The sequence below is a fragment of the Azospira sp. genome, assembly GCF_030247495.1.
Taxonomy (GTDB): domain Bacteria; phylum Pseudomonadota; class Gammaproteobacteria; order Burkholderiales; family Rhodocyclaceae; genus Azospira; species Azospira oryzae.
The window spans coordinates 51211-70431 of sequence record NZ_JAOTRW010000006.1; the positions used below are offsets into that span (position 1 = coordinate 51211).

Sequence of the window (19221 nt, forward strand, 5' to 3'; positions counted from 1 at the left end):
CAATAATTTGATGGGAATCAAGGCCATGTACAGGTCTGGGAGTGCCCTGGATGAAGGTCGGCCGGCAATCTGTTCCTATCGAAAACACGACTTACTGAATCTGTGTCCAAATCCTGGCCGGTGTTCTACTCGCAGCAACGGAAATCCCCCTATTCCCATTGCCAGCGAAAGACCGAGCATGAGCCACAAGACCGTCAACAAGGTACAGAGCGCCCGCATCGCCCTGTACCGCAACAAGCGCCAGATCCACCCCCGGGCCGTCAGCGGCCGCTTCAACAGTCTGCGCTGGCTCATGGTGTGGGCCACCCAGATCGTCTTCTACGGCGCCTGCTGGCTGGAGTGGGATGGCCGCCAGGCCCTGCTGTTCGACATCGTGCACGAGAAGCTGTACCTCTTCGGCCTGGTGCTGTGGCCCCAGGACGCCCTGCTGCTGGCCCTGGTGCTGATCCTCTCGGCCACCGGCCTGTTCCTCGTCACCGCCGTGGCCGGCCGCCTCTTCTGCGGCTTCGCCTGTCCCCAGACGGTGTACACCAGCATCTTCATGTGGGTGGAGGCCAAGGTGGAAGGGGACCACCTGGCCCGCCTGAAGCTGGCCGAGCGGTCCCTGGACGCTGACAAGCTGCTGCGCAAGGGCGCCAAGCACGGCCTGTGGCTGGCCATCGCCCTGTGGACCGGCATCACCTTCGTCGGCTACTTCACCCCCATCCGGCAGCTGCTGCCCCACCTGGCCGCCTTCACCCTGGGCCCCTGGGAAGCCTTCTGGCTGATCTTCTACACCCTGTTCACCTATGTGCAGGCCGGCTTCACCCGGGAGATGGTGTGCCAGCACATGTGCCCCTATTCCCGCTTCCAGGGTGTCATGTTCGATCCGGAAACCCGCAACGTGGCCTATGACGCGGCCCGCGGCGAACCCCGCGGCGCCAGGCGGCAGAGCGGCCAGGGCGACTGCATCGACTGCGGCATCTGCGTCCAGGTCTGTCCCACCGGCATCGACATCCGGGACGGTCTGCAATACCAGTGCATCAACTGCGGCCTGTGCATCGACGCCTGCGATACGGTCATGGACAAGGTGGGCAGCCCCCGGGGCCTGATCCGCTTCGCCTCGGAAACCGAACTGGCCAGCGGCCGGCAGAGTTCCCGCCACTGGAAGCGGCCCCGCCTGGCGGTCTACGCGACAGTGCTGGGCTGCTTCACCCTGCTCGGCGCCTGGACCCTGTCCGAGCGCTCCCTGCTGCTGGTGGACGTGCTGCGGGACCGGGGCTCCCTGGTGCGGGAAACGGCGGAGGGCGACTTCGAGAACGCCTACACCCTGAAGCTGATGAACCTGGCGGAGCAGGAGCGGGAATTCGAAGTGCGGGCGGAAGGATTGCCGGGCATCCGGATCCAGGGAGCACAGCGCTTCGCCGCCCCCGCCGGCGCCACGGCCCCGGTCCATGTCACCGTGGCCGTCCCGGGGCCGGCGGAGCGGCAAGGCATCCAGCCCATCCGCTTCCACATTGTCGCCGTGGACGATCCGCGTACCCGGCGGGAGGAACGCAGCACCTTCGTCCTGCCCTGAGGGTTCAGGAGAACAGCCACAGGGCCAGGAAGCCGCTGCCGATGGTGAGCAGGGTATTGCGCTGCCAGGCCGCCACCGCGATGGCCACCAGGCCGGCCCAGAAGCGGGGCCCCAGGCGCAATTCCCCGGCCGCCAGGAACAGTTCCGGTGCCACCAGGGCGCTAAGGGCGGCGATGGGCACGAACGGCAGGGCGGCAACGAACCAGGCGGGCGCCCGGTAACGCCCCTCGGCGGCAATGAAGGAGAGGCGGATGAGGAAGGTCAGCAGCCCCGCCGCCCCGAACAACAGCCACAGTTCGCCGTTCATGGCCGAGGCTCCCCTATGCCCCGCCGGGGCAGGAGCAGGACGCCGGCCACCAGACCGGCCAGGGCGGCGCAGAACAGGCCCAGCTTGTAGGGCAGCGCCGCGGCAACCACGGCCACGGCCGCCGCCACCAGGGCCGCCGCCAGCCGGCTGCGGCTGTCGATGAGGGGCACCACGATGGCAATGAAGGTCAGGGGCAGGGCGAAGTCCAGGGGCAGATCCGCCGGCAGCCCCCGCCCCAGCAGCACCCCGGCCAGGGTGGCCAGCTGCCAGCTGCTCCACAGGGCCAGGCCGCTGCCCAGCAGCAGCCAGTGGCGCACCGCCTTGTGGGCCGGATCGAGCAGGTAGGGAATGGCGGCGGCGTAGGCCTCGTCGGTCAACAGATAGGCCAGGGCCAGCTTCCAGCGCCAGGGCAGATGTCCCAGCAGGGGCGCCACCGAGGCGCTGTACAGGGCATGGCGCAGGTTGAGCACCGCGGCGGCGCCGACCATGAGCAGAAGGGGAGCCCCCACGCCGATCAGCTGGGCCAGGAGGAACTGGGCCGAACCGGCGAAGACCACGGAAGACATGAGCACCGCCGCCAGGGGCGGGATGCCCGACTGCAGCGCCACCACGCCATAGATGACGCCAAAGGGCGCCACCCCCACCAGCAGGGGCAGCAGGGCCCGTAATCCCAGGAGGAAAGCCCCCCGGGGCGTCAGCCCGGCCCCAGTCGGGCCGGAAGTCTCAGCGGGGGCGTTCAACAGCCGGTGGCGGTGCGGGGTGTACCAGGGCGGGATGCAGGCCGGCAGGATTGGCAGCCCGGGCCCGGGTCAGTTCGATGTAGCGGCGCTTGTCCTGGTCGTACTTGCTGCGGATCTGCTGCAGCTCCTGATTCTTGCGCTCCAGCAGCTCCTTTTGCAGACGCAGGTCGTATTCCGCATCCCGGATGTTCTTGCCCAGTTCGGAGGGCGCCGGTCGGTGCTTGTAGAACTCCATTTCGTCCTGCAGCCGCTTCAGGTGTTTCTGGGCATCGGCCACCTTGTTTTCGGACTGCTTGATCTGGCCCTGCATTTCCTGCTCATTGCGGCTCCGGATCAGGTCGATGTCCTTCTCGCTGCTATAGGTGTTGAGCAGGGCCGTATCCTTGCGCGCCTGTTCCTTCTGGGCGGCCTCTTCCTCCTTGCGCCGCTGCTCGTCCCTGACCTTCTGCGCCTGCTGTTCCGGCGTCAGGGGAGGCCCCACTTCCCGGGCCACGCCCAGGGAATTGAGTTCCTTGTAGGCGCGCTTCTGGCACTGGGGCGGCAGGGTGTCGCCGCAGGTCTTCTGGCCGTCCACCTCGCAGCAATAAAGCTTGACCAGGCGATTCGGGTCTTCGCCGGACCTGGGGGGGGCCGCCCAAGCCGGCAGCGCCACGCCCCCGGCCAGGACCAGGGAAATCAGCTTAGACGCGGGATACCCCATATTGGCTCCTGTAGGCGGCGACCGCCGCCTGATGCGCGGCCAGCTCACCATGGCTGGCCAGGAAGGTCATCAGATCTTCCAGCGTGGCCACGGCCACCACCGGAATGCCGTAGTCCCGCTCCACTTCCTGCACCGCGGAAAGATCGCCGGTGCCCCGCTCCATGCGGTCCAGGGCGATGACGACGCCGGCCGGGGTGGCCCCGGCGGCACGGATCAGTTCCACCGATTCGCGCACGGAAGTGCCGGCGGAAATCACGTCGTCCACGATCAGCACCCGACCCTGCAGGGGGGCGCCGACGATGGTGCCGCCTTCGCCGTGGTCCTTGGCTTCCTTGCGGTTGAAGGAATAGGGCAGATTGCGGCCCTGGCCGGCGAGGGCCACGGCCACCGCGGCCACCAGGGGAATGCCCTTGTAGGCCGGGCCGAAGAGCAGGTCGAACTCAAGGCCGGAGGCGGCGATGGCTTTCGCGTAGAATTGGGACAGCCGCAGGAGAGAGTCCCCGTCGTTGAACAGGCCGGAGTTGAAGAAATAGGGCGAAAGCCGCCCGGCCTTGGTCTTGAACTCGCCGAAACGCAGCACCTGGCGGGCCACGGCGAACTCGATGAACTCCTGACGAAAATCCATAACGATCCTGTTTCCTAATTATTCCGATCGCCGCCTGGCGCGGCGCAACAAGGCAATGTTACGCATCATCTCCCTCAATCTCAACGGCATCCGCTCCGCCTTCAACAAGGGCCTGGCCGAATGGCTGGCCGCCCAGGACGCCGACATCGTCTGCCTGCAGGAACTGAAGGCCCAGGCCCCGGACCTGACCCCGGAAATGTCCAATCCGCCCGGCTTCACCGGCTATTTCCACTATGCCGAGAAGAAGGGTTACAGCGGTGTCGGCCTGTGGTGCCGCCAGCAGCCGGACCGGGTCAGCGAAGGCATCGGCCATGCCGGCTTCGACGCCGAAGGCCGCTACATCCGCGCCGATTTCGGCAATCTCTCGGTCATTTCCGTGTATGTGCCCTCCGGCTCCAGCTCGCCGGAACGGCAGGAAGCGAAGTTCCAGTTCATGGACGAATTCGCGCCCGTGCTCGCCGCGCTCCAGGCCGAAGGCCGGGAAGTGGTGCTGTGCGGCGACTGGAACATCGCCCATCAGGAAATCGACCTGAAGAACTGGAAGGGCAACCTGAAGAATTCCGGCTTCCTGCCCGAAGAGCGGGCCTGGATCGGCGATCTGTTCGAGCACAAGGGCTGGGTCGACGTGTACCGCCGCCTGCATCCGGAAGCCACCGGCGAGGCCTACACCTGGTGGTCCAACCGGGGCCAGGCCCGGGCCAAGAACGTGGGCTGGCGCATCGATTACCATATTGCCACCCCCGGCATCGCCGCCACCGCCCGGGAGGCCTTTGTCTACAAGGAGCAGCGCTTCTCCGACCACGCTCCCCTGATCGTGGACTACGACTTCGCCCCCGCCTAGGCCCCTGTCATTTGCCGCCTGCATGGGCTCGTTGATTTTGGGGCGGACTCCCGTTACTCTGGTCAACTCGCACTGACGGCCCTGCTGTGAGCCCCGCTGCAAGATTTCCGCAACATACTCCGAGAAGAGGAATCGCCATGAATGCCAATACCGATCTGTCCGCCGTCTCCAAGGAAAAGCTGGTCACCGACCTGAAGGTGGTGGTTGCCGACGCCGAAGAACTGCTGCGCGCTACCGCCAGCTCCGCCGGCGAAAAGGTTTCCGAACTGCGCGAGAAAATCCAGGACCGCCTGCGGGACGCCAAGATCCGCCTGGCCGACGCCGAAGCCGCCCTGGTGGACAAGACCAAGGCCGCCGCCCGCGCCACCGACGACTTCGTCCATGAAAACCCCTGGAAGGCCGTCGGCATCGCCGCCGGCGTGGGCCTGCTGCTCGGCGTCATCATCGGCCGCCGCTAAGCTGCAGCCGTAACGCCTCCCGGAAGGACGGCGCGTGCTCCGGCACGCGTGGCGCGCCTTCCGGGCTTGTTTTTCCGTTCCATCCCGTTCCACATCCACTCCGGTAAACCCATGGCCGATCAAAGCGCGGGCTTCTTTGCTTCCCTGAAACGTCTGCTCGCCACCCTGGTGGCGACGGGCAAGACGCGCCTGGAACTGCTCGGTGCCGAACTGGAAGAGGAAAAGATCCGTCTCACCCAGCTGCTGGTGTTCAGCGTCGCCGCCCTGGTCTTCCTGTGCATCGGCATGGTGCTGCTGGTGGCCCTGGTGGCTGCCGCCTTCTGGGAAAGCCGCATCGTCATCTTTGCCGTTTTCTCCCTGATTTTCATCGGTGGCGGCCTGGCCCTCACCGCCACGGCCCTGCGCCTCTCCCGCCGCCGCTCCGGCCTCTTCGCCAGCAGCATCAGCGAGCTGCAGGCCGATCTGGAAGCCCTGCGCGCCGCCCAGGCCGAGGCCGACGGGGAGCAGCCCCGGCCATGAACGAGCGCCTGCTCGAGCTGGCCCACAAGCGGGGCCGCCTCTCCGCCAAGATCCAGGCCCAGCGCGAAGCCCTGGCCCGGGACAGCTGGCCCCTGGCCACCACCCTGGGAGCCGCCGACACGGGGGCCCAGGGACTGCGCTGGCTCAGGGAACATCCGGGAACCGTGGGCGCCGGCCTGGCCTTCAGCTTCATTCTGCGGCCGAAGCGGGTCTTCCGCTGGCTGCGGCGCGGCTATTTCGGCTGGAAGACCTACGTTGCCCTGCGGCAGCGCCTGAACGACCTCAGCCAACGCAGCCGGGGCTGAGCCATGGCCCCGCCCGAGAACACGGCGGCCACCGCCGCCGCCGACCCTGCCCCTGTCCCTGAAGAAACGCTGCTGCGGCAGATTCTCGCCGCCCAGAAGCGGCAGTCGCGCCAGGTCATCACGGAAGTGCTGCAGATGCGGGGACTGATGCCCCTGCTGATGAAGACCCGCAATGGCGGCCACTGGACCACCGAGGAAAAGGCCGAACTGCTGCGCCACCTGCGGCGCCTCTCCCGCCTCTCGCCCTACCTGCTGTTCCTGCTGCTGCCGGGCTCGGCCCTGATCCTGCCCTTCTACGCCTGGTGGCTGGACCGCCGCCGGCTGCGCCGCAACGCCCTCAGATAATCCCCACGCCGGAAATTTCCCGGGCCAGGGTTGCCGCCGCGTTGTCGGTCATGGCGCCGACGTAATCCAGCACTTCCATGTAGGCGGCGTAAAGCCCCGCCTCGCGCCGCACCGGCACCTCCAGCAGGGAGAGGGCCGTCTTCTGCCGGTTGTCCACCTCGCCGCTGCCCGTCACCTGGGCATGCACCGCCGGCACCAGCACATCCAGGATGGAAGCCAGGCAGGGATAGGCCGCCAGCTCGGTCATGACCTTGCTCTTATGGCGGTAGACCCGGCGCCGGGCCAGGTCCTTGGCCTCGGAGAGGACCCGGTCCACATCCTCCGGACAGGCCGCCAGCAGGTCCTTGGCGCCGGTGCTTTCGCTGAAGGTGCCGTCGGTGAGGGAGCGCAGGTTCTTGATGAAGGCTTCGCTGATGGCATTGACGCAACGCCCCACGGCGACGCCGCGCAGCATGGCGCAGCGCTGGCGGGCGCCGGGGCTCTCCCACACCCGGCCGCTCTCGGCGGCGGCCAGGGGGTTGATCAGGCGCTCGAACTCCTCCACCTCCAGGATGCCCATTTCCACCGCATCCTCCAGGTCCAGGATGGCGTAGCAGACGTCGTCTGCCGCCTCCATCAGGTAGGACAGGGGATGGCGCCCCCAGCGGTCTCCGCTCCGGGGCAGTCCCAGGGCCTCGGCCACGGCCTCGAAATAGGCCAGTTCGGACTGGTAGAAATTGAACTTGCCCGGCTTGGGGCTGGCGGCCACGGTCCACGGATACTTGATCATGGCCCCCAGGGCGGCGGCGGTGAGGCGCATGCCGCCTTCGTTGGCGTACATCTCCAGGCGGGAGACCATGCGAAAGCCGTGGGCGTTGCCCTCGAAGGTCTGCACATCGAGGCGCTCGGCCTCGGACAGGCCGGTCAGGAAGGAAGCGTTGCGGGCATCGCGGAACCAGGCCCGCAGGGCATCCTCGCCGGTGTGGCCGAAGGGGGGATTGCCGATGTCGTGGGCCAGGCAGGCCACCTGCACCACCATGCCCAGGTCGAAGGGGGTGATGCCCTCCGGCAGATAGCCCTGCTCGGCCATCATGGCCCCCACCCGGTTGCCCAGGCTGCGGCCGACGCAGGCCACTTCGACGCTGTGGGTGAGGCGGTTGTGGGTGTGGTCGTGGGTGGCCAGGGGATGGACCTGGGTCTTGCGCCCCAGGCGCCGGAAGGCGGTGGAGAAGACCACCCGGTCGTGGTCGATGTGATATTCGGTGCGCAGCCCCGCCGCCCCTTCCGCCGCCGTGGATGCCCGGGCCTCGATGATCTCGCCGGCCTTGACCTTGAAGCGGCGGGTGGAAAGACGTTGCTGCCAGAGGCTGGCCAGTTGACGGTCATTCATGGAATGGGTGAGCCGGGGATGGGGAGCAGGGATTCCGATTATACGGTGGCGCCTTGGCGTTTCGGGGCCCGGCAGGCACAATGGCTGCCCATAAGACCGGCCTCGCCCCCGTTTCCGGCTGAATTCTCATCTAAGCTTAAAGAACAAAAAAGCTACGTCACCTCCGGAGGTGCGTCATGATGAAACCCGCTACCCTCACCGCCGCCCAGCCCCTGGAATTGCGCAGCGGTGCCGATGCCGCCGCCTTCCTCGGCCGCCTGCCCATGGCCGATCCGGTGCGCACCCATGAAGCCCTGACCCGCTTCTTCACCACCCTGGCCCGGCATCCCCTGCCGCCCCTGGAGCAGGCTCCCGTCCTGGCCCAGGCGGAAAAGGCCCTGGCCTTCGTCCAGGACGAAGCCACCCGCCGCTACCTGTCCCGCCCCCTGCCCTACGCGGGCCAGGAACTGGCCCTGTTCCAGCGCACCGTGCAGCTGTGGCAGGACGCCGCCGACGCCTGGCTGGCCGCCGAGCCCCCGGCCGGCAGCGACGCCGACACGGCGGCGGTCCTGGAACGGGCCCTGTTCTGCCGCGGCATGGCCCTGGCCGAACACCTGGAGGCCCGCTTCCAGATTCCCGACGGCCTGTGGCAGTCCTTCCACGCCATCTACGCCGAGAGCGAACGGCGCCAGGTGGCCGACCTGGTGTTCCAGGACCCCAAGGGGCGCAGTCTCAGTTGCGCCCGCAGCTATGCGGCGGTGCTGTTGTTCGACCTTTCCAAGCCCTATTCCCTGCGTTCCCGCGACATTCCGGTGGTGTGGCGCTGGTCCCGGGCCCTGGCCCAGCTGGTGCAGATCGCCAGCATCGACGCCGGCGAGCCGGCCCCCTTCGTCATCGACCTGGAAAGCGACCGGCCGGTGGCCAAGCCCCTGCCCTCCGCCATCCTCGGCCCCCAGGTGCGCCGACTCGTCACCGCCGACCTGGCCAGCCACATGCGCAAGCTGCGGCGGCGCCTGGCCGAGGCGGTGTCGCCGGCGGACCTGCAGCTGGGCGACGAGGTCAGCCCCGGCGACGCCCAGCGCCTGCTGGCCCACCTCAAGTACCCCTGGTCCCAGGAAGCCATCGCCCGGGCCTTCGACCTGCGCCAGCCCATCGGCACGGCGGAGGTGGTGCTCGGCTACGAGGCCATCCACTACCGCCTCACCGGCCGCGAGATGCACCGGCCCAAGGCGGCGGCCGCCGCCTACCAGTATTCCCGCCAGGACGCGGAGCGGCTGGCCGTGTTCGGCACCGCCCGGGACGACGCCAGCAGCGTCAGGGAAGAAGCCAGCCAGCGCTACAGCGGCGAAACCTGGACCCTGCTGGAGCAGAGCGCCCACGCCTTCCGCCTGTACCGCCCCGAAGGCGGCGCCCGGGTCGCAGTGGGCCAGCTGGCGGCCATTGCCGGGGAGGACGGGCAGCTGGTGCTGACCCGCCTCAGCAGCCTGATGCAGACCGGCAGCGGCGGCGTCGTGGCCAAGGCCAAGCGCCTGCCGGGCCTGGCCCTGGGGGTGGCGGTGACGGCCCTGGGGGCCAACCTGCCGCTCCAGGCCAGCGTCGGCGGCTTCATCATCCAGCCCGTCGGTGCCGATCCGGGCGCCCTGCCCGACCTGGTGCTGCCCCGGGGCTGGTACCTGAAGAACCGCCCGGTGGAGCTGGAACAGGGCCAGTCCCGCCGCTACCGTCTGGACAAGGTGGTCTTCAGCGGCCACGACTTCGACCTGGTGAGCTGCGGCAGCAACGAGGCGGCGTGACTTAGTTCCTTGGGCGGCGCCCCGCCGGGGCCCAAGAATCAAGCCATTCCCGGGCCGTTGCCGGACCCGGGACCATCGCCAGGAAGAGCGCCGCCATGCCAGCCCCCACCAGTGCACCACGCACCGCCCCCGCATGTCCCCGCCGGTCCACGCTGCGACCTCCGGGTTCCGTCCCCTCCTGCCACAACGCCGCCGGCAGCGCCCGCTCCCCGGGTCTCACGAGCCCCCCGGCCGGCACCGTCGGCCGGTCCGGGCGGGAGGGCTAGGCCATGGGCAACCCGAACGCTGCCGGCGTCGCCCTGGCCTTCCCCGATCTGCCAAGCGGGGCGGCCTTCCTGGCGCGGCTGCCCCTGGCAGACCCGCCCCTCCTGCATGACGGCCTGGTCCGCTTCCAGCACAGCCTGCTGACTGCCCCGCCGGCGCCCCTGGCCGCCCTGCAGCTCCTGGAGCAGGCCCGCACGCCCCTCGCCTTCGCCCAGGAGGAGCTGGCCAGACGCTACCTCAACCGCCCCCTGCCCCTGGCGGACCAGGAAGAAACGACCTTCGTCGCGGTCACGGCCGCCTGGCGACGCATGGCCCAGGCCTACGCCCGGGTCGCCCAGGGGCTGGAGCCAGGCCAGGACACGCCGGAGCGGCTGGCCCTGATCCTGCACCGCTGCCTGCACTACACCGCCCTGGTCATGGTCGAGCACTACCGGGCCCGGCGCGAACTGGACGCAGGCCTGTGGCTCGAGCTCCATGGCTATTTCGGCAGCGCCGAGGAATGGGGCGTGGCCACCCTGCCAGTAGCCGATCCCGAGATGCCGGAACACGGCCAGGGCCATTGCGCCGCCATCTACAACGCCGCCCTGCTGCTGGAACTGGCCGGCCCCTACAGCCTTTCCCAGCGCCAGCTGGAACTGGCCTGGCGCTGGGCCCGGCTATGGGCGCCCCTGGTGGGGATCGACGCCCTGGCAGCGGGCGATGGCGCGCCCCGCTTCGTCGTTGATCTGCTTCGGGACGGCGGCCTCCAGCCCCATGACGCGACGGCGGACGCACCGACCCTGCGCCGCCTCGACACTTCGCGCCTGACCCTGCGCCTGCGCCAGGCCCACCAGGGCCTCAAGGCCCGGCTCTCACCGGTGGACGCCGGCCTGGGCGAAGGCTGCAGCGCCAGCCAGTGCGTCCACCTGCTCGCCCTGCTTTTTCGCCCATGGTCCCAGACCCCCGCCCTGCGCCGCTTCCGGCGCCACCCGGGCAAGGGCCGGCTGCGTCTTTGCGTCGGCTGGGAAGCCCTGCACTACTTTGTCGCCGGCCGGGAGTTCGTGCAGCCCGACAATGTGCGGGTCTATTCCCGCCAGGAGTTCGACAGCCTCTTCATCTTCCGCCACCAGGTGGACCCGAGCCAGCCCCTGGCGGTCGCCTCGGCCCGCCTGGCTTTCGCTGCCGATACCTGGAGCGTGGCCAACGAGTCGGCCGCCGGCTACCGCCTGCGCCGGGACGGCGCCGGCCAGCGGCTACAGCAGGGGCAGTTGGTGGGGGTGGCCGGTGAGGCGGCGGAGCAGTTCATGCTCGGCCAGGCCAATTGGGTCATGCAGGAGCGGGACGGCGCCGAGGCCGGCGGACTGGTGGCCGGCATCAGCCTGGTGGCGGGCCGGCCCCAGGCAGTGGCGGTGCGCCACCATGGCGCCGACCATTCGCCCTCGGAGCCCTATGTGCGGGCCTTTCTGCTGCCGCCGGTCCCAAGCCTGGAACAAGGGGCTTCCCTGATCCTGCCCCTGGGCTGGTACGGAGCCCGGCGCCAGGTGGAAATCCACAGTGACGGCACCTGGCTGGTGCAGCTGGAAGAGCTGCTGCAAGGCGGCGCCGATTTCGAGCGGGTCAGCTTCAGCGTCTGCGGCTAGGGCGATTGCCGGCGCCTCAGTCGGGAATGCGCAGGGCCGGGAAGCAGGCGGAGAAGCGGCTGCCCTTGCCGGCCTCGCTCTCCACTTCGAGACGGCCCTGGTGCCGTGTCAGCACGTGCTTGACGATGGCCAGACCGAGGCCGGTGCCGCCGGTCTCCCGGGAGCGGCTGCGGTCCACCCGGTAGAAGCGCTCGGTGAGCCGGGGAATGTGCTGGGGCGCGATGCCGATGCCGCTGTCGGCCACGGTGAAGGCGGCGCCGTCGGCGGTGCGCTGCCAGATCAGTTCCACCCGGCCGCCATCCGGCGTGTAGCGCACGGCGTTGGACGCCAGGTTGCCGAAGGCGCTGCGCAGTTCGTTGGCACAGCCCAGCAGCACCGGAGGGCCGTCGCACACCAGGCTGATCTGGTGCCGCCCGGCGGAGAGAGCCTGGGCTTCCTGCTGAATAGAGGCCAGCAGGGCCGGCACTTCCACCCGTTCGTCCAGGGGGGTCAGGCTGCCGGTCTCCAGGGCGGAGAGGGTCAGCAGGTCGTCGATCAGGTGCTGCATGCGTCCCGACTGCTCCTGCACCAGGCGCAGGTAGTGCAGGGCGTCTTCCCGGGGATAGGCGTCGAAATCATCCACCAGCATCTCGACGAAGCCGCTGACCACGGTCAGGGGCGTCTTCAGTTCGTGGGAGACGTTGGCGACGAAATCCCGGCGCATGTTTTCCAGGCGCTCCAGCTGGCTGATGTCCCGGCTGATGAGCAGGTTCTGGTCGTCGCCATAGGGGATCACCTGGATCTGCAAGGTCTGGCCCTTGTGCAGGTCGTTCTGCAGCAGCAGGGGCTCGTCGAACTGGCCGGCGCTGAGGTAGCTCACCATCTCCGGCTGGCGGATCAGGTTGGTGACCGGCTGGCCCCGGTCGGTGGCCGGGTTGAGATTGAAGTGGGCGGCGGCCTGGGCATTGAGGCCGTCGATCTGGCGGTGCCGGTTGAAGACCACCACCCCGTCGGGCAGGGCCTCGCCGGCCAGGCGGAAGCGCTCCAGGGCCCGGGCCAGGGAGTGCTGCTGCTCCAGGCGGATGCGCACCCGGCGGTGCAGGCCGGCGAAGGCCACTTCCCAGATGCCCCAGCCGGCGGGCACCCGGGCGTCCAGGGGCCCGCGCAGCCAGCGCATGAGCTTGGAAAGGAACCACAGGTGGTACAGCAGGTAGAGCAGCAGGCCGCCGCAGAAGGTTTCCCAGGCCTGCTGGCGGCCGACGAAGATCCAGACGGGACCGGTGACGGCACAAAGCAGGAAGAGGAAGAAGAAGGCGCGCAGCCAGACGGCTTTGACCATGAGGACAGACCGATCAGGAAGAAGTGGTCAGGGCGGCAGTTTAACCGGCCTGGGTGGAGAAACGGTATCCGCTGCCGCGCACGGTCTGGATCAGGCGTTCGTGGCCGGTGGGCTCCAGGGCGGAGCGCAGGCGGCGGATGTGCACATCCACGGTGCGCTCCTCGACGAACACATGATCGCCCCACACCTGGTCCAGCAGCTGGGCCCGGCTGTGGACCCGCTCCGGGTGGGTCATGAAGAAGTGCAGCAGGCGGAACTCCGTCGGCCCCAGGTCCACCGGGCTGCCGTTGCCCAGCACCCGGTGGGTGATGGGATCCAGGCGCAGGCCTTCGATATCCACCGGGTCCTCGGTCATCTGGGGCGCCCGCCGGCGCAGCACTGCCTTGATGCGGGCCTGCAGCTCCCGGGGGGAGAAGGGTTTGGTGACGTAGTCGTCGGCCCCGGCTTCGAGGCCGGCGATCTTGTCGTGCTCCTCGCCCCGGGCGGTGAGCATGATGATGGGCACGTCCTTGGTCCGCTCGTCGGCCCGCAGCTTGCGGGCGAACTGCACACCGGACATGCCGGGCAGCATCCAATCCAGCAGGACCACGTCGGGCAGCACCTCGCGCACCTTGCGCTCCGCCTCTTCGGCATCGTAGGCCCGCAGCACCTGGTGCCCGGCATGCTGCAGATTGGCGGCGATCAGTTCCTGGATCGAGGGTTCGTCTTCGACGACAAGGATGTTGGCTGGCATTGGGTTGGTTGTCCGTTAAGCTTTGCAGAAAAGTCTATTGCAGCCAGGTGACAAATTGATGACAGCCGGAACGGATCGTCCGGCACGGGCCCGACGTCCCGGCCAGGCCCCATCTGCGCTATGATAGCGCGTCTTTTTTGCAGGATTTGCGGCCATGGCCGGGCTCAATCGGGAAACTCCCATTCCCACCGAAATCAAGCTGCACCAGAAATCCCAACTGCTGGAAATCAGCTTCGCCGACGGACAGCGCTTTGAACTCGCCTACGAGTTCCTGCGAGTGCTCTCCCCCTCCGCCGAGGTGCGGGGCCACGGCCCCGGCCAGGAACGGCTGCAGGCCGGCAAGCAGGCGGTGGAGATCGAGCGCGTGGAGCCGGTCGGCAACTACGCCATCAAGCTGGTCTTTTCCGACGGCCACGACAGCGGCCTCTACTCCTGGGACTACCTCTACGAACTGGGCCTCAACCGGGACGCCCTGTGGCAGGAGTACCTGGCAAAGCTCGCCGCCGCCGGCCTCTCCCGGGACCCGGCCGACCTGCCCCCGCCGCCGCCCCGCCCCCAGGGCGGTTGCGGCAAGCACTGACCTTTCCCCATTTCAACGCTTAGCTAAACGGATTCCCATCATGGGCGACAAAACTCATTTCGGCTATCAACAGGTCGACGAGGCCGAAAAGGCCCAGAAGGTGGCCGACGTCTTCTCTTCCGTGGCCCAGCGCTACGACCTGATGAACGACCTCATGTCCGGCGGCCTGCACCGCCTGTGGAAGGCCTTCACCATCGCCCAGAGCGGCGTGCGCGAAGGCAGCCGGGTGCTGGACGTGGCCGGAGGCACCGGCGACCTGTCCCTGGCCTTTGCCAAGAAGGCCGGCAAGAGCGGCCAGGTGTGGCTCACCGACATCAACAACGCCATGCTGACCCGGGGCCGGGACCGCCTCTGCGACAAGGGCTTCGTCGTCCCCGTGGCCCAGTGCGATGCGGAGAAGCTGCCCTTCCCCGACGACTATTTCGACGTGGTCACGGTGGCCTTCGGCCTGCGCAACATGACCCACAAGGACAAGGCCCTGGCCGAGATGCGCCGGGTCCTGAAGCCGGGCGGCCGCCTGCTGGTGCTGGAGTTCTCCCAGGTGTGGAAGCCCCTGGCGCCCTTCTACGACTTCTACTCCTTCCAGGTCATCCCCCGCCTGGGCCAGCTGATCGTCAAGGACCCGGACAGCTATCGCTACCTGTCCGAATCCATCCGCGTGCATCCGGATCAGGAAACCCTCAAGGGCATCATGGAACAGGTGGGCCTGGAAAAGGTCGAATACTTCAACCTGACCATGGGCGTGGTCGCCCTGCACCGCGGTTACAAGTACTAAGCGTACCCATACCAACAACGAGGAGAGACATCAGTGAAGAAGCCCTTGATCGCCCTGTGCACCCTGGTTCTGGGCCTGGCCCTGGTCGCCCCCGATGCCGATGCCGCCCGCCTCGGCGGCGGCCGCAGCAGCGGCATGCAGCGCAGCGTCACGCCCCAGCACAACACCGCCCCCAGCGGCACCACGGCCCCCAAGCAGAACGCCGCTCCGGCCCAGCAGGCCCAGCCTGCCACCGCCGGTGCGCCGGCACCCCAGGCTGCGCCCAAGCGCAGCTGGCTCGGTCCCATCGCTGGCCTGGCCGCCGGTATCGGCCTGGCCGCCCTGGCTTCCCACTTCGGCTTCGGCGAAGGCATGGCTAACTTCCTCATGATCGCCCTGCTGGCCATGGCTGCCGTGTTCGTTTTCCGCCTCATTTTCCGCCGCCCGGCTGCAGCGGCGCCGCGCTCCGAACCCCTGCAGTATGCCGGGGTCGGCGGCCCCTCCATGGCTCCCATGCCGGAAGTGACGCCCGTGGGTGGCGGCAACGCAGCCGTCCCGGCCGCTGAGGCTGCGCCGGCCGCCGCAGCCAACATTCCTGCCGATTTCGACAGCGAAGGTTTCCTGCGGGTGGCCAAGCTCAACTTCGTCCGCCTCCAGGCCGCCAACGACCAGGGCAACCTGGACGACATGCGGGAGTTCCTGGCCCCCGAGATGTTCGCCGAAGTGCAGCTGCAACTGAGCGAGCGGGGCGGCAAGGCCCAGCAGACCGATGTGGTACAGCTCAACGCCAGCCTGCTGGAGGTGGTCAGCGAGACCGGCCGCCACATCGCCAGTGTCCGTTTCAACGGCCTGCTGCGGGAAGAGAAGGACGCAGCACCGGCGCCCTTCGACGAAGTCTGGCACCTGGTCAAGCCCACCGACGGCAGCCGGGGCTGGATGGTCGCCGGCATTCAGCAACTGTCCTGAACCCCATGTTGGACCGTCCCTTCCTCGCCGGGCTCAATCACCTGCTGGGCCGGGAGCCGTGGGCGCGCCAGCGCCTGCGGCCCTTCGCCGGCCGCGGTGCCAGGATTTCCCTGCCGCCCTGGTTCAGCCTGGACCTGACCGTGGCCGAGGACGGTACCCTGCACGGCGGCCCCCTGGCCGCTCCCGACGTCCTCATCAGCCTGCCGGAACATGCCCCTTTGCGCTTCTTCGGCCATCCCCAGGAAGCCTTGGCAGCCGCCCGTCTGGAAGGCACGGCCGATTTCGCCGAAGCCCTGGGCTTTGTCTTCCGCAACCTGCGCTGGGATGCGGAAGAAGACCTGGCGCGCCTGCTGGGCGACATTCCGGCCCGGCGCCTGGCGGGACTGGGTGCCAGCCTCTTCAATTGGCAAAAGGAGGCCTGGAGCCGCCTCAACGCCAACTTTGGCGAATATTTCAGACACGAGCAGGGCGCCGGCGGCCCCATCCAGCGCCGCGAATGGCAGGGCCATCAGCAGGCCGTTTCCGCCGCTGCGACGGAGGCCGATGCCCTGGCCGCCCGCCTGGAGCGTCTGCAGGGCTGACTCAATCCAGCCAGAACTTCCCAAACACACAAAAGAAAAGGCAGCCCGGAGGCTGCCTTTTTTGTGCTGCGACGATCAGCTGCTTAGTGCTTGCGCTTCTTCAGCTGCTCGATGGTTGCCAGCTGGGCCACGGCTTCAGCCAGTTCGGCTTCGGCCTTGGCGTAGTCCATTTCGGCAGAGCGGTTCTGCAGGGCTTCTTCCGCTGCCTTCTTGGCTTCCAGCGCCTTCGCCTCGTCCAGGTCGCCACCGCGGATAGCGGTATCGGCCAGCACGGTCACGATGGTGGGCTGAACTTCCAGCATGCCGCCGGAGACGTAGATCATCTCGAACTCGGCATCCGGCACCTTGATACGCACGGTACCGGGCTTGATACGGGTCAGCAGCGGGGTGTGCCGCGGGTAGATGCCGAGTTCGCCGGCTTCGCCCGGGAGCACCACGTATTCAGCTTCGCCGGAGAAGATGGACTCTTCGGCGCTGACCACGTCTACATGTACTCTCAATGCCATGATAGGGGTTCCCCTCAGGATGGCCGCACCCCGGACGGGATGCGGCTTACCGGTTGATTACTGGAGGGTCTTCGCCTTTTCGAAGGCCTCTTCGATGGAGCCGACCATGTAGAAGGCCTGTTCCGGCAGGTTGTCGCACTCGCCGGCCACGATCATCTTGAAGCCCTTGATCGTTTCCTTCAGCGGCACGTACTTGCCGGGAGAGCCGGTGAACACTTCGGCCACGTGGAAGGGCTGGGACAGGAAGCGCTGGATCTTACGAGCGCGGGCCACGGCCAGCTTGTCTTCGGGAGCCAGTTCGTCCATACCCAGAATGGCGATGATGTCGCGCAGTTCCTTGTAGCGCTGCAGGGTCATCTGCACGCCGCGGGCCACGTTGTAGTGCTCTTCGCCCACGATCTGGGGATCCAGCTGGCGGGAGGTGGAGTCCAGGGGATCCACGGCGGGGTAGATACCCAGCGCAGCGATGTCCCGGGACAGCACGACGGTGGAGTCCAGGTGGAGGAAGGTGGTGGCGGGGGACGGGTCGGTCAAGTCATCGGCAGGCACATACACGGCCTGGATGGAGGTGATGGAACCCACCTTGGTGGAGGTGATCCGTTCCTGCAGGCGGCCCATTTCGTCGGCCAGGGTGGGCTGGTAGCCCACGGCGGACGGCATACGGCCCAGCAGAGCGGACACTTCGGTACCGGCCAGGGTGTAGCGGTAGATGTTGTCCACGAAGAACAGGATGTCACGGCCTTCGTCACGGAAACGCTCGGCCATGGTCAGGCCGGTCAGCGCCACGCGCAGACGGTTGCCGGGGGGCTCGTTCATCTGACCGAACACCATGGCCACCTTGTCCAGCACGTTGGAGTCCTTCATCTCGTGGTAGAAGTCGTTACCTTCACGGGTACGCTCACCCACGCCAGCAAACACGGACAGACCGGAGTGCTGTTTGGCGATGTTGTTGATCAGCTCCATCATGTTCACGGTCTTGCCCACGCCGGCGCCACCGAACAGACCCACCTTGCCGCCCTTGGCGAACGGGCAGATCAGGTCGATCACCTTGATGCCGGTTTCGAGCAGTTCCACGGAGGGGGACAGCTCGTCGAAAGCGGGAGCCTTCTGGTGAATGGCGCGCGTTTCGTCGGAAGCGATGGGGCCGGCTTCGTCGATGGGGCGACCCAGCACGTCCATGATGCGACCCAGGGTACCGTGGCCCACGGGCACGGAAATGGGCTTGCCGGTGTTGTTCACTTTCATACCGCGGCGCAGGCCGTCGGAAGAACCCAGGGCGATGGTACGGACAATGCCGTCACCCAGCTGTTGCTGAACTTCGAAGGTCAGACCCTTTTCGATGTTGGCGTGCTCTTCGGCCACATCGAGCATCAGGGCGTCATAGACCTTGGGCATGGCTTCGCGGGGGAACTGGATGTCCACCACAGCGCCGATGCACTGAACGATCATACCTTGACTCATTTTGAATCCCTCAAACTATAGAAACCAGTTAGACCGCCGCTGCGCCGCTGACGATTTCGGACAATTCCTTGGTAATCGCTGCCTGACGGGTCTTGTTGTAGACCAGTTTCAGTTCGCCGATCACATTCTTGGCGTTGTCGGAAGCCGACTTCATGGCCACCATCCGGGCGCTCTGCTCGGAAGCCATGCTTTCAGCCACTGACTGATAGATCAGCGCTTCGACATAGCGGACCAGCAGGTCGTCGATCACGGACTTGGCGTCGGGCTCGTAGACGTAGTCCCAACGGGCGGACTCGGAGCCCACGACCTCACCGGACAGGGGCAGCAGCTGCTCGATAACCGGCTCCTGCTTCATGGTGTTCACGAAGCGGGTGTAGGCGATGAACAACTGGTCGATCTCACCGTTGATGTAGGCATCGAGCTGAACCTTGACGGGCCCGATCAGGCGTTCCAGGTGGGGCGTATCGCCCAGGCCGGTGACCTGGGAAACGACGCTGGCGCCGGAACGCTGCAGGAAGCCCAGACCCTTGTTGCCGATGGCGGTCGCCTGGATGGCGATGCCCTGGCTTTCCAGGTCCTTCATCTGGTTCAGGACGTTGCGCAGCACGTTGGAGTTCAACGCGCCGCACAGGCCCTTGTCGGAGGTCACGACGATGATGCCGGCCTTCTTGATCGGATCACGCTTCACCAGGAACGGATGCTTGTACTCGGTCAGCGCATGAGAGAGGTGGGCGGCCACGCGGCGGATCTTCTCGCCATAAGGACGCGCCTGACGCATACGTTCCTGCGCCTTGCGCATCTTCGACGCGGCCACCATCTCCATGGCCTTGGTGATCTTGCGCGTGTTTTCCACGCTCTTGATCTTGTTGCGGATTTCCTTGCCGCTAGCCATTACGCTCT

22 protein-coding genes are annotated in these 19221 nt (G+C 67.4%); 12 read left to right on the forward strand and 10 right to left on the reverse strand.

Going from position 1 to position 19221, the window contains the following annotated elements:
- The first annotated feature begins 178 nt into the window (after nt 1-178).
- Nucleotides 179-1558: a cytochrome c oxidase accessory protein CcoG gene (ccoG, locus tag OEL49_RS10035; protein ID WP_287874598.1), complete on the forward strand. Its 1380-nt coding sequence runs from the start codon at nt 179-181 to the stop codon at nt 1556-1558.
- 4 nt (nt 1559-1562) lie between these two features.
- Here ccoG and OEL49_RS10040 read toward each other — a convergent pair whose 3' ends face one another.
- Genes OEL49_RS10040 through pyrE form a run of 4 tightly spaced genes read right to left on the reverse strand, consistent with a single transcriptional unit; the run spans nt 1563 to nt 3930 of the window.
- Nucleotides 1563-1865, reverse strand: coding sequence for an AzlD domain-containing protein (locus OEL49_RS10040; protein WP_014235983.1), 303 nt, complete (start codon nt 1863-1865; stop codon nt 1563-1565).
- Nucleotides 1862-2605, reverse strand: a complete 744-nt coding sequence (locus tag OEL49_RS10045; RefSeq protein ID WP_287874599.1) for an AzlC family ABC transporter permease — start codon at nt 2603-2605, stop codon at nt 1862-1864. The genes OEL49_RS10040 and OEL49_RS10045 overlap by 4 nt, the downstream gene beginning before the upstream one ends.
- Nucleotides 2589-3305, reverse strand: coding sequence for a hypothetical protein (locus OEL49_RS10050; protein WP_287874600.1), 717 nt, complete (start codon nt 3303-3305; stop codon nt 2589-2591). The genes OEL49_RS10045 and OEL49_RS10050 overlap by 17 nt, the downstream gene beginning before the upstream one ends.
- Complete coding sequence (gene pyrE / locus OEL49_RS10055) at nt 3286-3930, reverse strand: orotate phosphoribosyltransferase (protein ID WP_287874601.1); 645 nt, start codon at nt 3928-3930, stop codon at nt 3286-3288. The genes OEL49_RS10050 and pyrE overlap by 20 nt, the downstream gene beginning before the upstream one ends.
- A gap of 55 nt (nt 3931-3985) precedes the next feature.
- Here pyrE and OEL49_RS10060 point away from each other — a divergent pair, with 55 nt between their 5' ends.
- From OEL49_RS10060 to OEL49_RS10080, 5 genes are all read left to right on the forward strand, one after another.
- The gene (locus tag OEL49_RS10060) at nt 3986-4771 is read left to right on the forward strand and encodes an exodeoxyribonuclease III (protein ID WP_152090202.1); all 786 of its coding nucleotides are present in this window, start codon (nt 3986-3988) and stop codon (nt 4769-4771) included.
- 137 nt (nt 4772-4908) lie between these two features.
- Nucleotides 4909-5229: a DUF883 family protein gene (locus tag OEL49_RS10065; protein WP_014235978.1), complete on the forward strand. Its 321-nt coding sequence runs from the start codon at nt 4909-4911 to the stop codon at nt 5227-5229.
- Nucleotides 5230-5340: 111 nt separating this feature from the next.
- Entirely contained in the window at nt 5341-5748 is a 408-nt protein-coding gene (locus tag OEL49_RS10070) for a phage holin family protein (protein WP_014235977.1), read from the forward strand.
- The gene (locus tag OEL49_RS10075; RefSeq protein WP_014235976.1) at nt 5745-6053 is read left to right on the forward strand and encodes a YqjK-like family protein; all 309 of its coding nucleotides are present in this window, start codon (nt 5745-5747) and stop codon (nt 6051-6053) included. The genes OEL49_RS10070 and OEL49_RS10075 overlap by 4 nt, the downstream gene beginning before the upstream one ends.
- 3 nt (nt 6054-6056) lie before the next feature.
- Complete coding sequence (locus OEL49_RS10080; RefSeq protein ID WP_014235975.1) at nt 6057-6398, forward strand: hypothetical protein; 342 nt, start codon at nt 6057-6059, stop codon at nt 6396-6398.
- Here OEL49_RS10080 and OEL49_RS10085 read toward each other — a convergent pair.
- On the reverse strand, nt 6391-7767 hold the full coding sequence (locus OEL49_RS10085; RefSeq protein ID WP_014235974.1) for a deoxyguanosinetriphosphate triphosphohydrolase: 1377 nt from the start codon (nt 7765-7767) through the stop codon (nt 6391-6393). The two genes, OEL49_RS10080 and OEL49_RS10085, sit on opposite strands and share 8 nt — an antisense overlap.
- A 176-nt stretch (nt 7768-7943) precedes the next feature.
- Here OEL49_RS10085 and OEL49_RS10090 point away from each other — a divergent pair, with 176 nt between their 5' ends.
- Nucleotides 7944-9539, forward strand: a complete 1596-nt coding sequence (locus OEL49_RS10090) for a hypothetical protein (RefSeq protein ID WP_014235973.1) — start codon at nt 7944-7946, stop codon at nt 9537-9539.
- A 269-nt stretch (nt 9540-9808) separates the two neighbouring features.
- The gene (locus OEL49_RS10095; protein ID WP_014235972.1) at nt 9809-11422 is read left to right on the forward strand and encodes a hypothetical protein; all 1614 of its coding nucleotides are present in this window, start codon (nt 9809-9811) and stop codon (nt 11420-11422) included.
- Between the two features lie 16 nt (nt 11423-11438).
- Here the strand turns inward: OEL49_RS10095 and phoR are convergent, their stop codons facing one another.
- Both phoR and phoB read right to left on the reverse strand, forming a co-directional pair.
- Entirely contained in the window at nt 11439-12740 is a 1302-nt protein-coding gene (gene phoR, locus OEL49_RS10100) for a phosphate regulon sensor histidine kinase PhoR (protein ID WP_014235971.1), read from the reverse strand.
- Between the two features lie 40 nt (nt 12741-12780).
- Nucleotides 12781-13473: a phosphate regulon transcriptional regulator PhoB gene (gene phoB / locus OEL49_RS10105; protein WP_014235970.1), complete on the reverse strand. Its 693-nt coding sequence runs from the start codon at nt 13471-13473 to the stop codon at nt 12781-12783.
- Between the two features lie 154 nt (nt 13474-13627).
- Between phoB and OEL49_RS10110 the strand changes: the two genes are divergently transcribed.
- The 4 genes from OEL49_RS10110 to OEL49_RS10125 are packed head-to-tail and all read left to right on the forward strand — an operon-like array spanning nt 13628 to nt 16354.
- Entirely contained in the window at nt 13628-14053 is a 426-nt protein-coding gene (locus tag OEL49_RS10110) for a gamma-butyrobetaine hydroxylase-like domain-containing protein (protein ID WP_014235969.1), read from the forward strand.
- Nucleotides 14054-14093: 40 nt separating this feature from the next.
- The gene (gene ubiE / locus OEL49_RS10115) at nt 14094-14828 is read left to right on the forward strand and encodes a bifunctional demethylmenaquinone methyltransferase/2-methoxy-6-polyprenyl-1,4-benzoquinol methylase UbiE (RefSeq protein WP_014235968.1); all 735 of its coding nucleotides are present in this window, start codon (nt 14094-14096) and stop codon (nt 14826-14828) included.
- Between the two features lie 33 nt (nt 14829-14861).
- Complete coding sequence (locus OEL49_RS10120) at nt 14862-15773, forward strand: Tim44 domain-containing protein (protein WP_152090197.1); 912 nt, start codon at nt 14862-14864, stop codon at nt 15771-15773.
- A gap of 5 nt (nt 15774-15778) precedes the next feature.
- Nucleotides 15779-16354 carry a ubiquinone biosynthesis accessory factor UbiJ gene (locus OEL49_RS10125; protein ID WP_152090196.1) on the forward strand — a complete coding sequence of 192 codons (576 nt, stop codon included), beginning with the start codon at nt 15779-15781 and terminating at the stop codon, nt 16352-16354.
- 83 nt (nt 16355-16437) lie between these two features.
- Here OEL49_RS10125 and OEL49_RS10130 read toward each other — a convergent pair whose 3' ends face one another.
- From OEL49_RS10130 to atpG, 3 genes are read right to left on the reverse strand one after another with little or no spacing between them, the layout of a single operon-like run.
- On the reverse strand, nt 16438-16860 hold the full coding sequence (locus OEL49_RS10130) for a F0F1 ATP synthase subunit epsilon (RefSeq protein ID WP_014235965.1): 423 nt from the start codon (nt 16858-16860) through the stop codon (nt 16438-16440).
- 57 nt (nt 16861-16917) lie between these two features.
- Nucleotides 16918-18321 (reverse strand): F0F1 ATP synthase subunit beta, encoded by a 1404-nt coding sequence (gene atpD / locus OEL49_RS10135; RefSeq protein ID WP_014235964.1) that lies wholly within the window; start codon nt 18319-18321, stop codon nt 16918-16920.
- Nucleotides 18322-18349: 28 nt separating this feature from the next.
- Nucleotides 18350-19213 carry a F0F1 ATP synthase subunit gamma gene (gene atpG / locus OEL49_RS10140; protein WP_014235963.1) on the reverse strand — a complete coding sequence of 288 codons (864 nt, stop codon included), beginning with the start codon at nt 19211-19213 and terminating at the stop codon, nt 18350-18352.
- Nucleotides 19214-19221 lie beyond the last annotated feature (8 nt).

Bases quoted from the DNA above. Each gene is read 5' to 3' on its own strand.
- ccoG (WP_287874598.1), top strand. From the start codon at position 179: ATGAGCCACAAGACCGTCAACAAGGTACAGAGCGCCCGCATCGCCCTG.
- OEL49_RS10040 (WP_014235983.1), bottom strand. From the start codon at position 1,865: ATGAACGGCGAACTGTGGCTGTTGTTCGGGGCGGCGGGGCTGCTGACC.
- OEL49_RS10050 (WP_287874600.1), bottom strand. From the start codon at position 3,305: ATGGGGTATCCCGCGTCTAAGCTGATTTCCCTGGTCCTGGCCGGGGGC.
- pyrE (WP_287874601.1), bottom strand. From the start codon at position 3,930: ATGGATTTTCGTCAGGAGTTCATCGAGTTCGCCGTGGCCCGCCAGGTG.
- OEL49_RS10060 (WP_152090202.1), top strand. From the start codon at position 3,986: ATGTTACGCATCATCTCCCTCAATCTCAACGGCATCCGCTCCGCCTTC.
- OEL49_RS10065 (WP_014235978.1), top strand. From the start codon at position 4,909: ATGAATGCCAATACCGATCTGTCCGCCGTCTCCAAGGAAAAGCTGGTC.
- OEL49_RS10070 (WP_014235977.1), top strand. From the start codon at position 5,341: ATGGCCGATCAAAGCGCGGGCTTCTTTGCTTCCCTGAAACGTCTGCTC.
- OEL49_RS10075 (WP_014235976.1), top strand. From the start codon at position 5,745: ATGAACGAGCGCCTGCTCGAGCTGGCCCACAAGCGGGGCCGCCTCTCC.
- OEL49_RS10080 (WP_014235975.1), top strand. From the start codon at position 6,057: ATGGCCCCGCCCGAGAACACGGCGGCCACCGCCGCCGCCGACCCTGCC.
- OEL49_RS10085 (WP_014235974.1), bottom strand. From the start codon at position 7,767: ATGAATGACCGTCAACTGGCCAGCCTCTGGCAGCAACGTCTTTCCACC.
- OEL49_RS10090 (WP_014235973.1), top strand. From the start codon at position 7,944: ATGATGAAACCCGCTACCCTCACCGCCGCCCAGCCCCTGGAATTGCGC.
- OEL49_RS10095 (WP_014235972.1), top strand. From the start codon at position 9,809: ATGGGCAACCCGAACGCTGCCGGCGTCGCCCTGGCCTTCCCCGATCTG.
- phoR (WP_014235971.1), bottom strand. From the start codon at position 12,740: ATGGTCAAAGCCGTCTGGCTGCGCGCCTTCTTCTTCCTCTTCCTGCTT.
- phoB (WP_014235970.1), bottom strand. From the start codon at position 13,473: ATGCCAGCCAACATCCTTGTCGTCGAAGACGAACCCTCGATCCAGGAA.
- OEL49_RS10110 (WP_014235969.1), top strand. From the start codon at position 13,628: ATGGCCGGGCTCAATCGGGAAACTCCCATTCCCACCGAAATCAAGCTG.
- ubiE (WP_014235968.1), top strand. From the start codon at position 14,094: ATGGGCGACAAAACTCATTTCGGCTATCAACAGGTCGACGAGGCCGAA.
- OEL49_RS10125 (WP_152090196.1), top strand. From the start codon at position 15,779: ATGTTGGACCGTCCCTTCCTCGCCGGGCTCAATCACCTGCTGGGCCGG.
- OEL49_RS10130 (WP_014235965.1), bottom strand. From the start codon at position 16,860: ATGGCATTGAGAGTACATGTAGACGTGGTCAGCGCCGAAGAGTCCATC.
- atpD (WP_014235964.1), bottom strand. From the start codon at position 18,321: ATGAGTCAAGGTATGATCGTTCAGTGCATCGGCGCTGTGGTGGACATC.
- atpG (WP_014235963.1), bottom strand. From the start codon at position 19,213: ATGGCTAGCGGCAAGGAAATCCGCAACAAGATCAAGAGCGTGGAAAAC.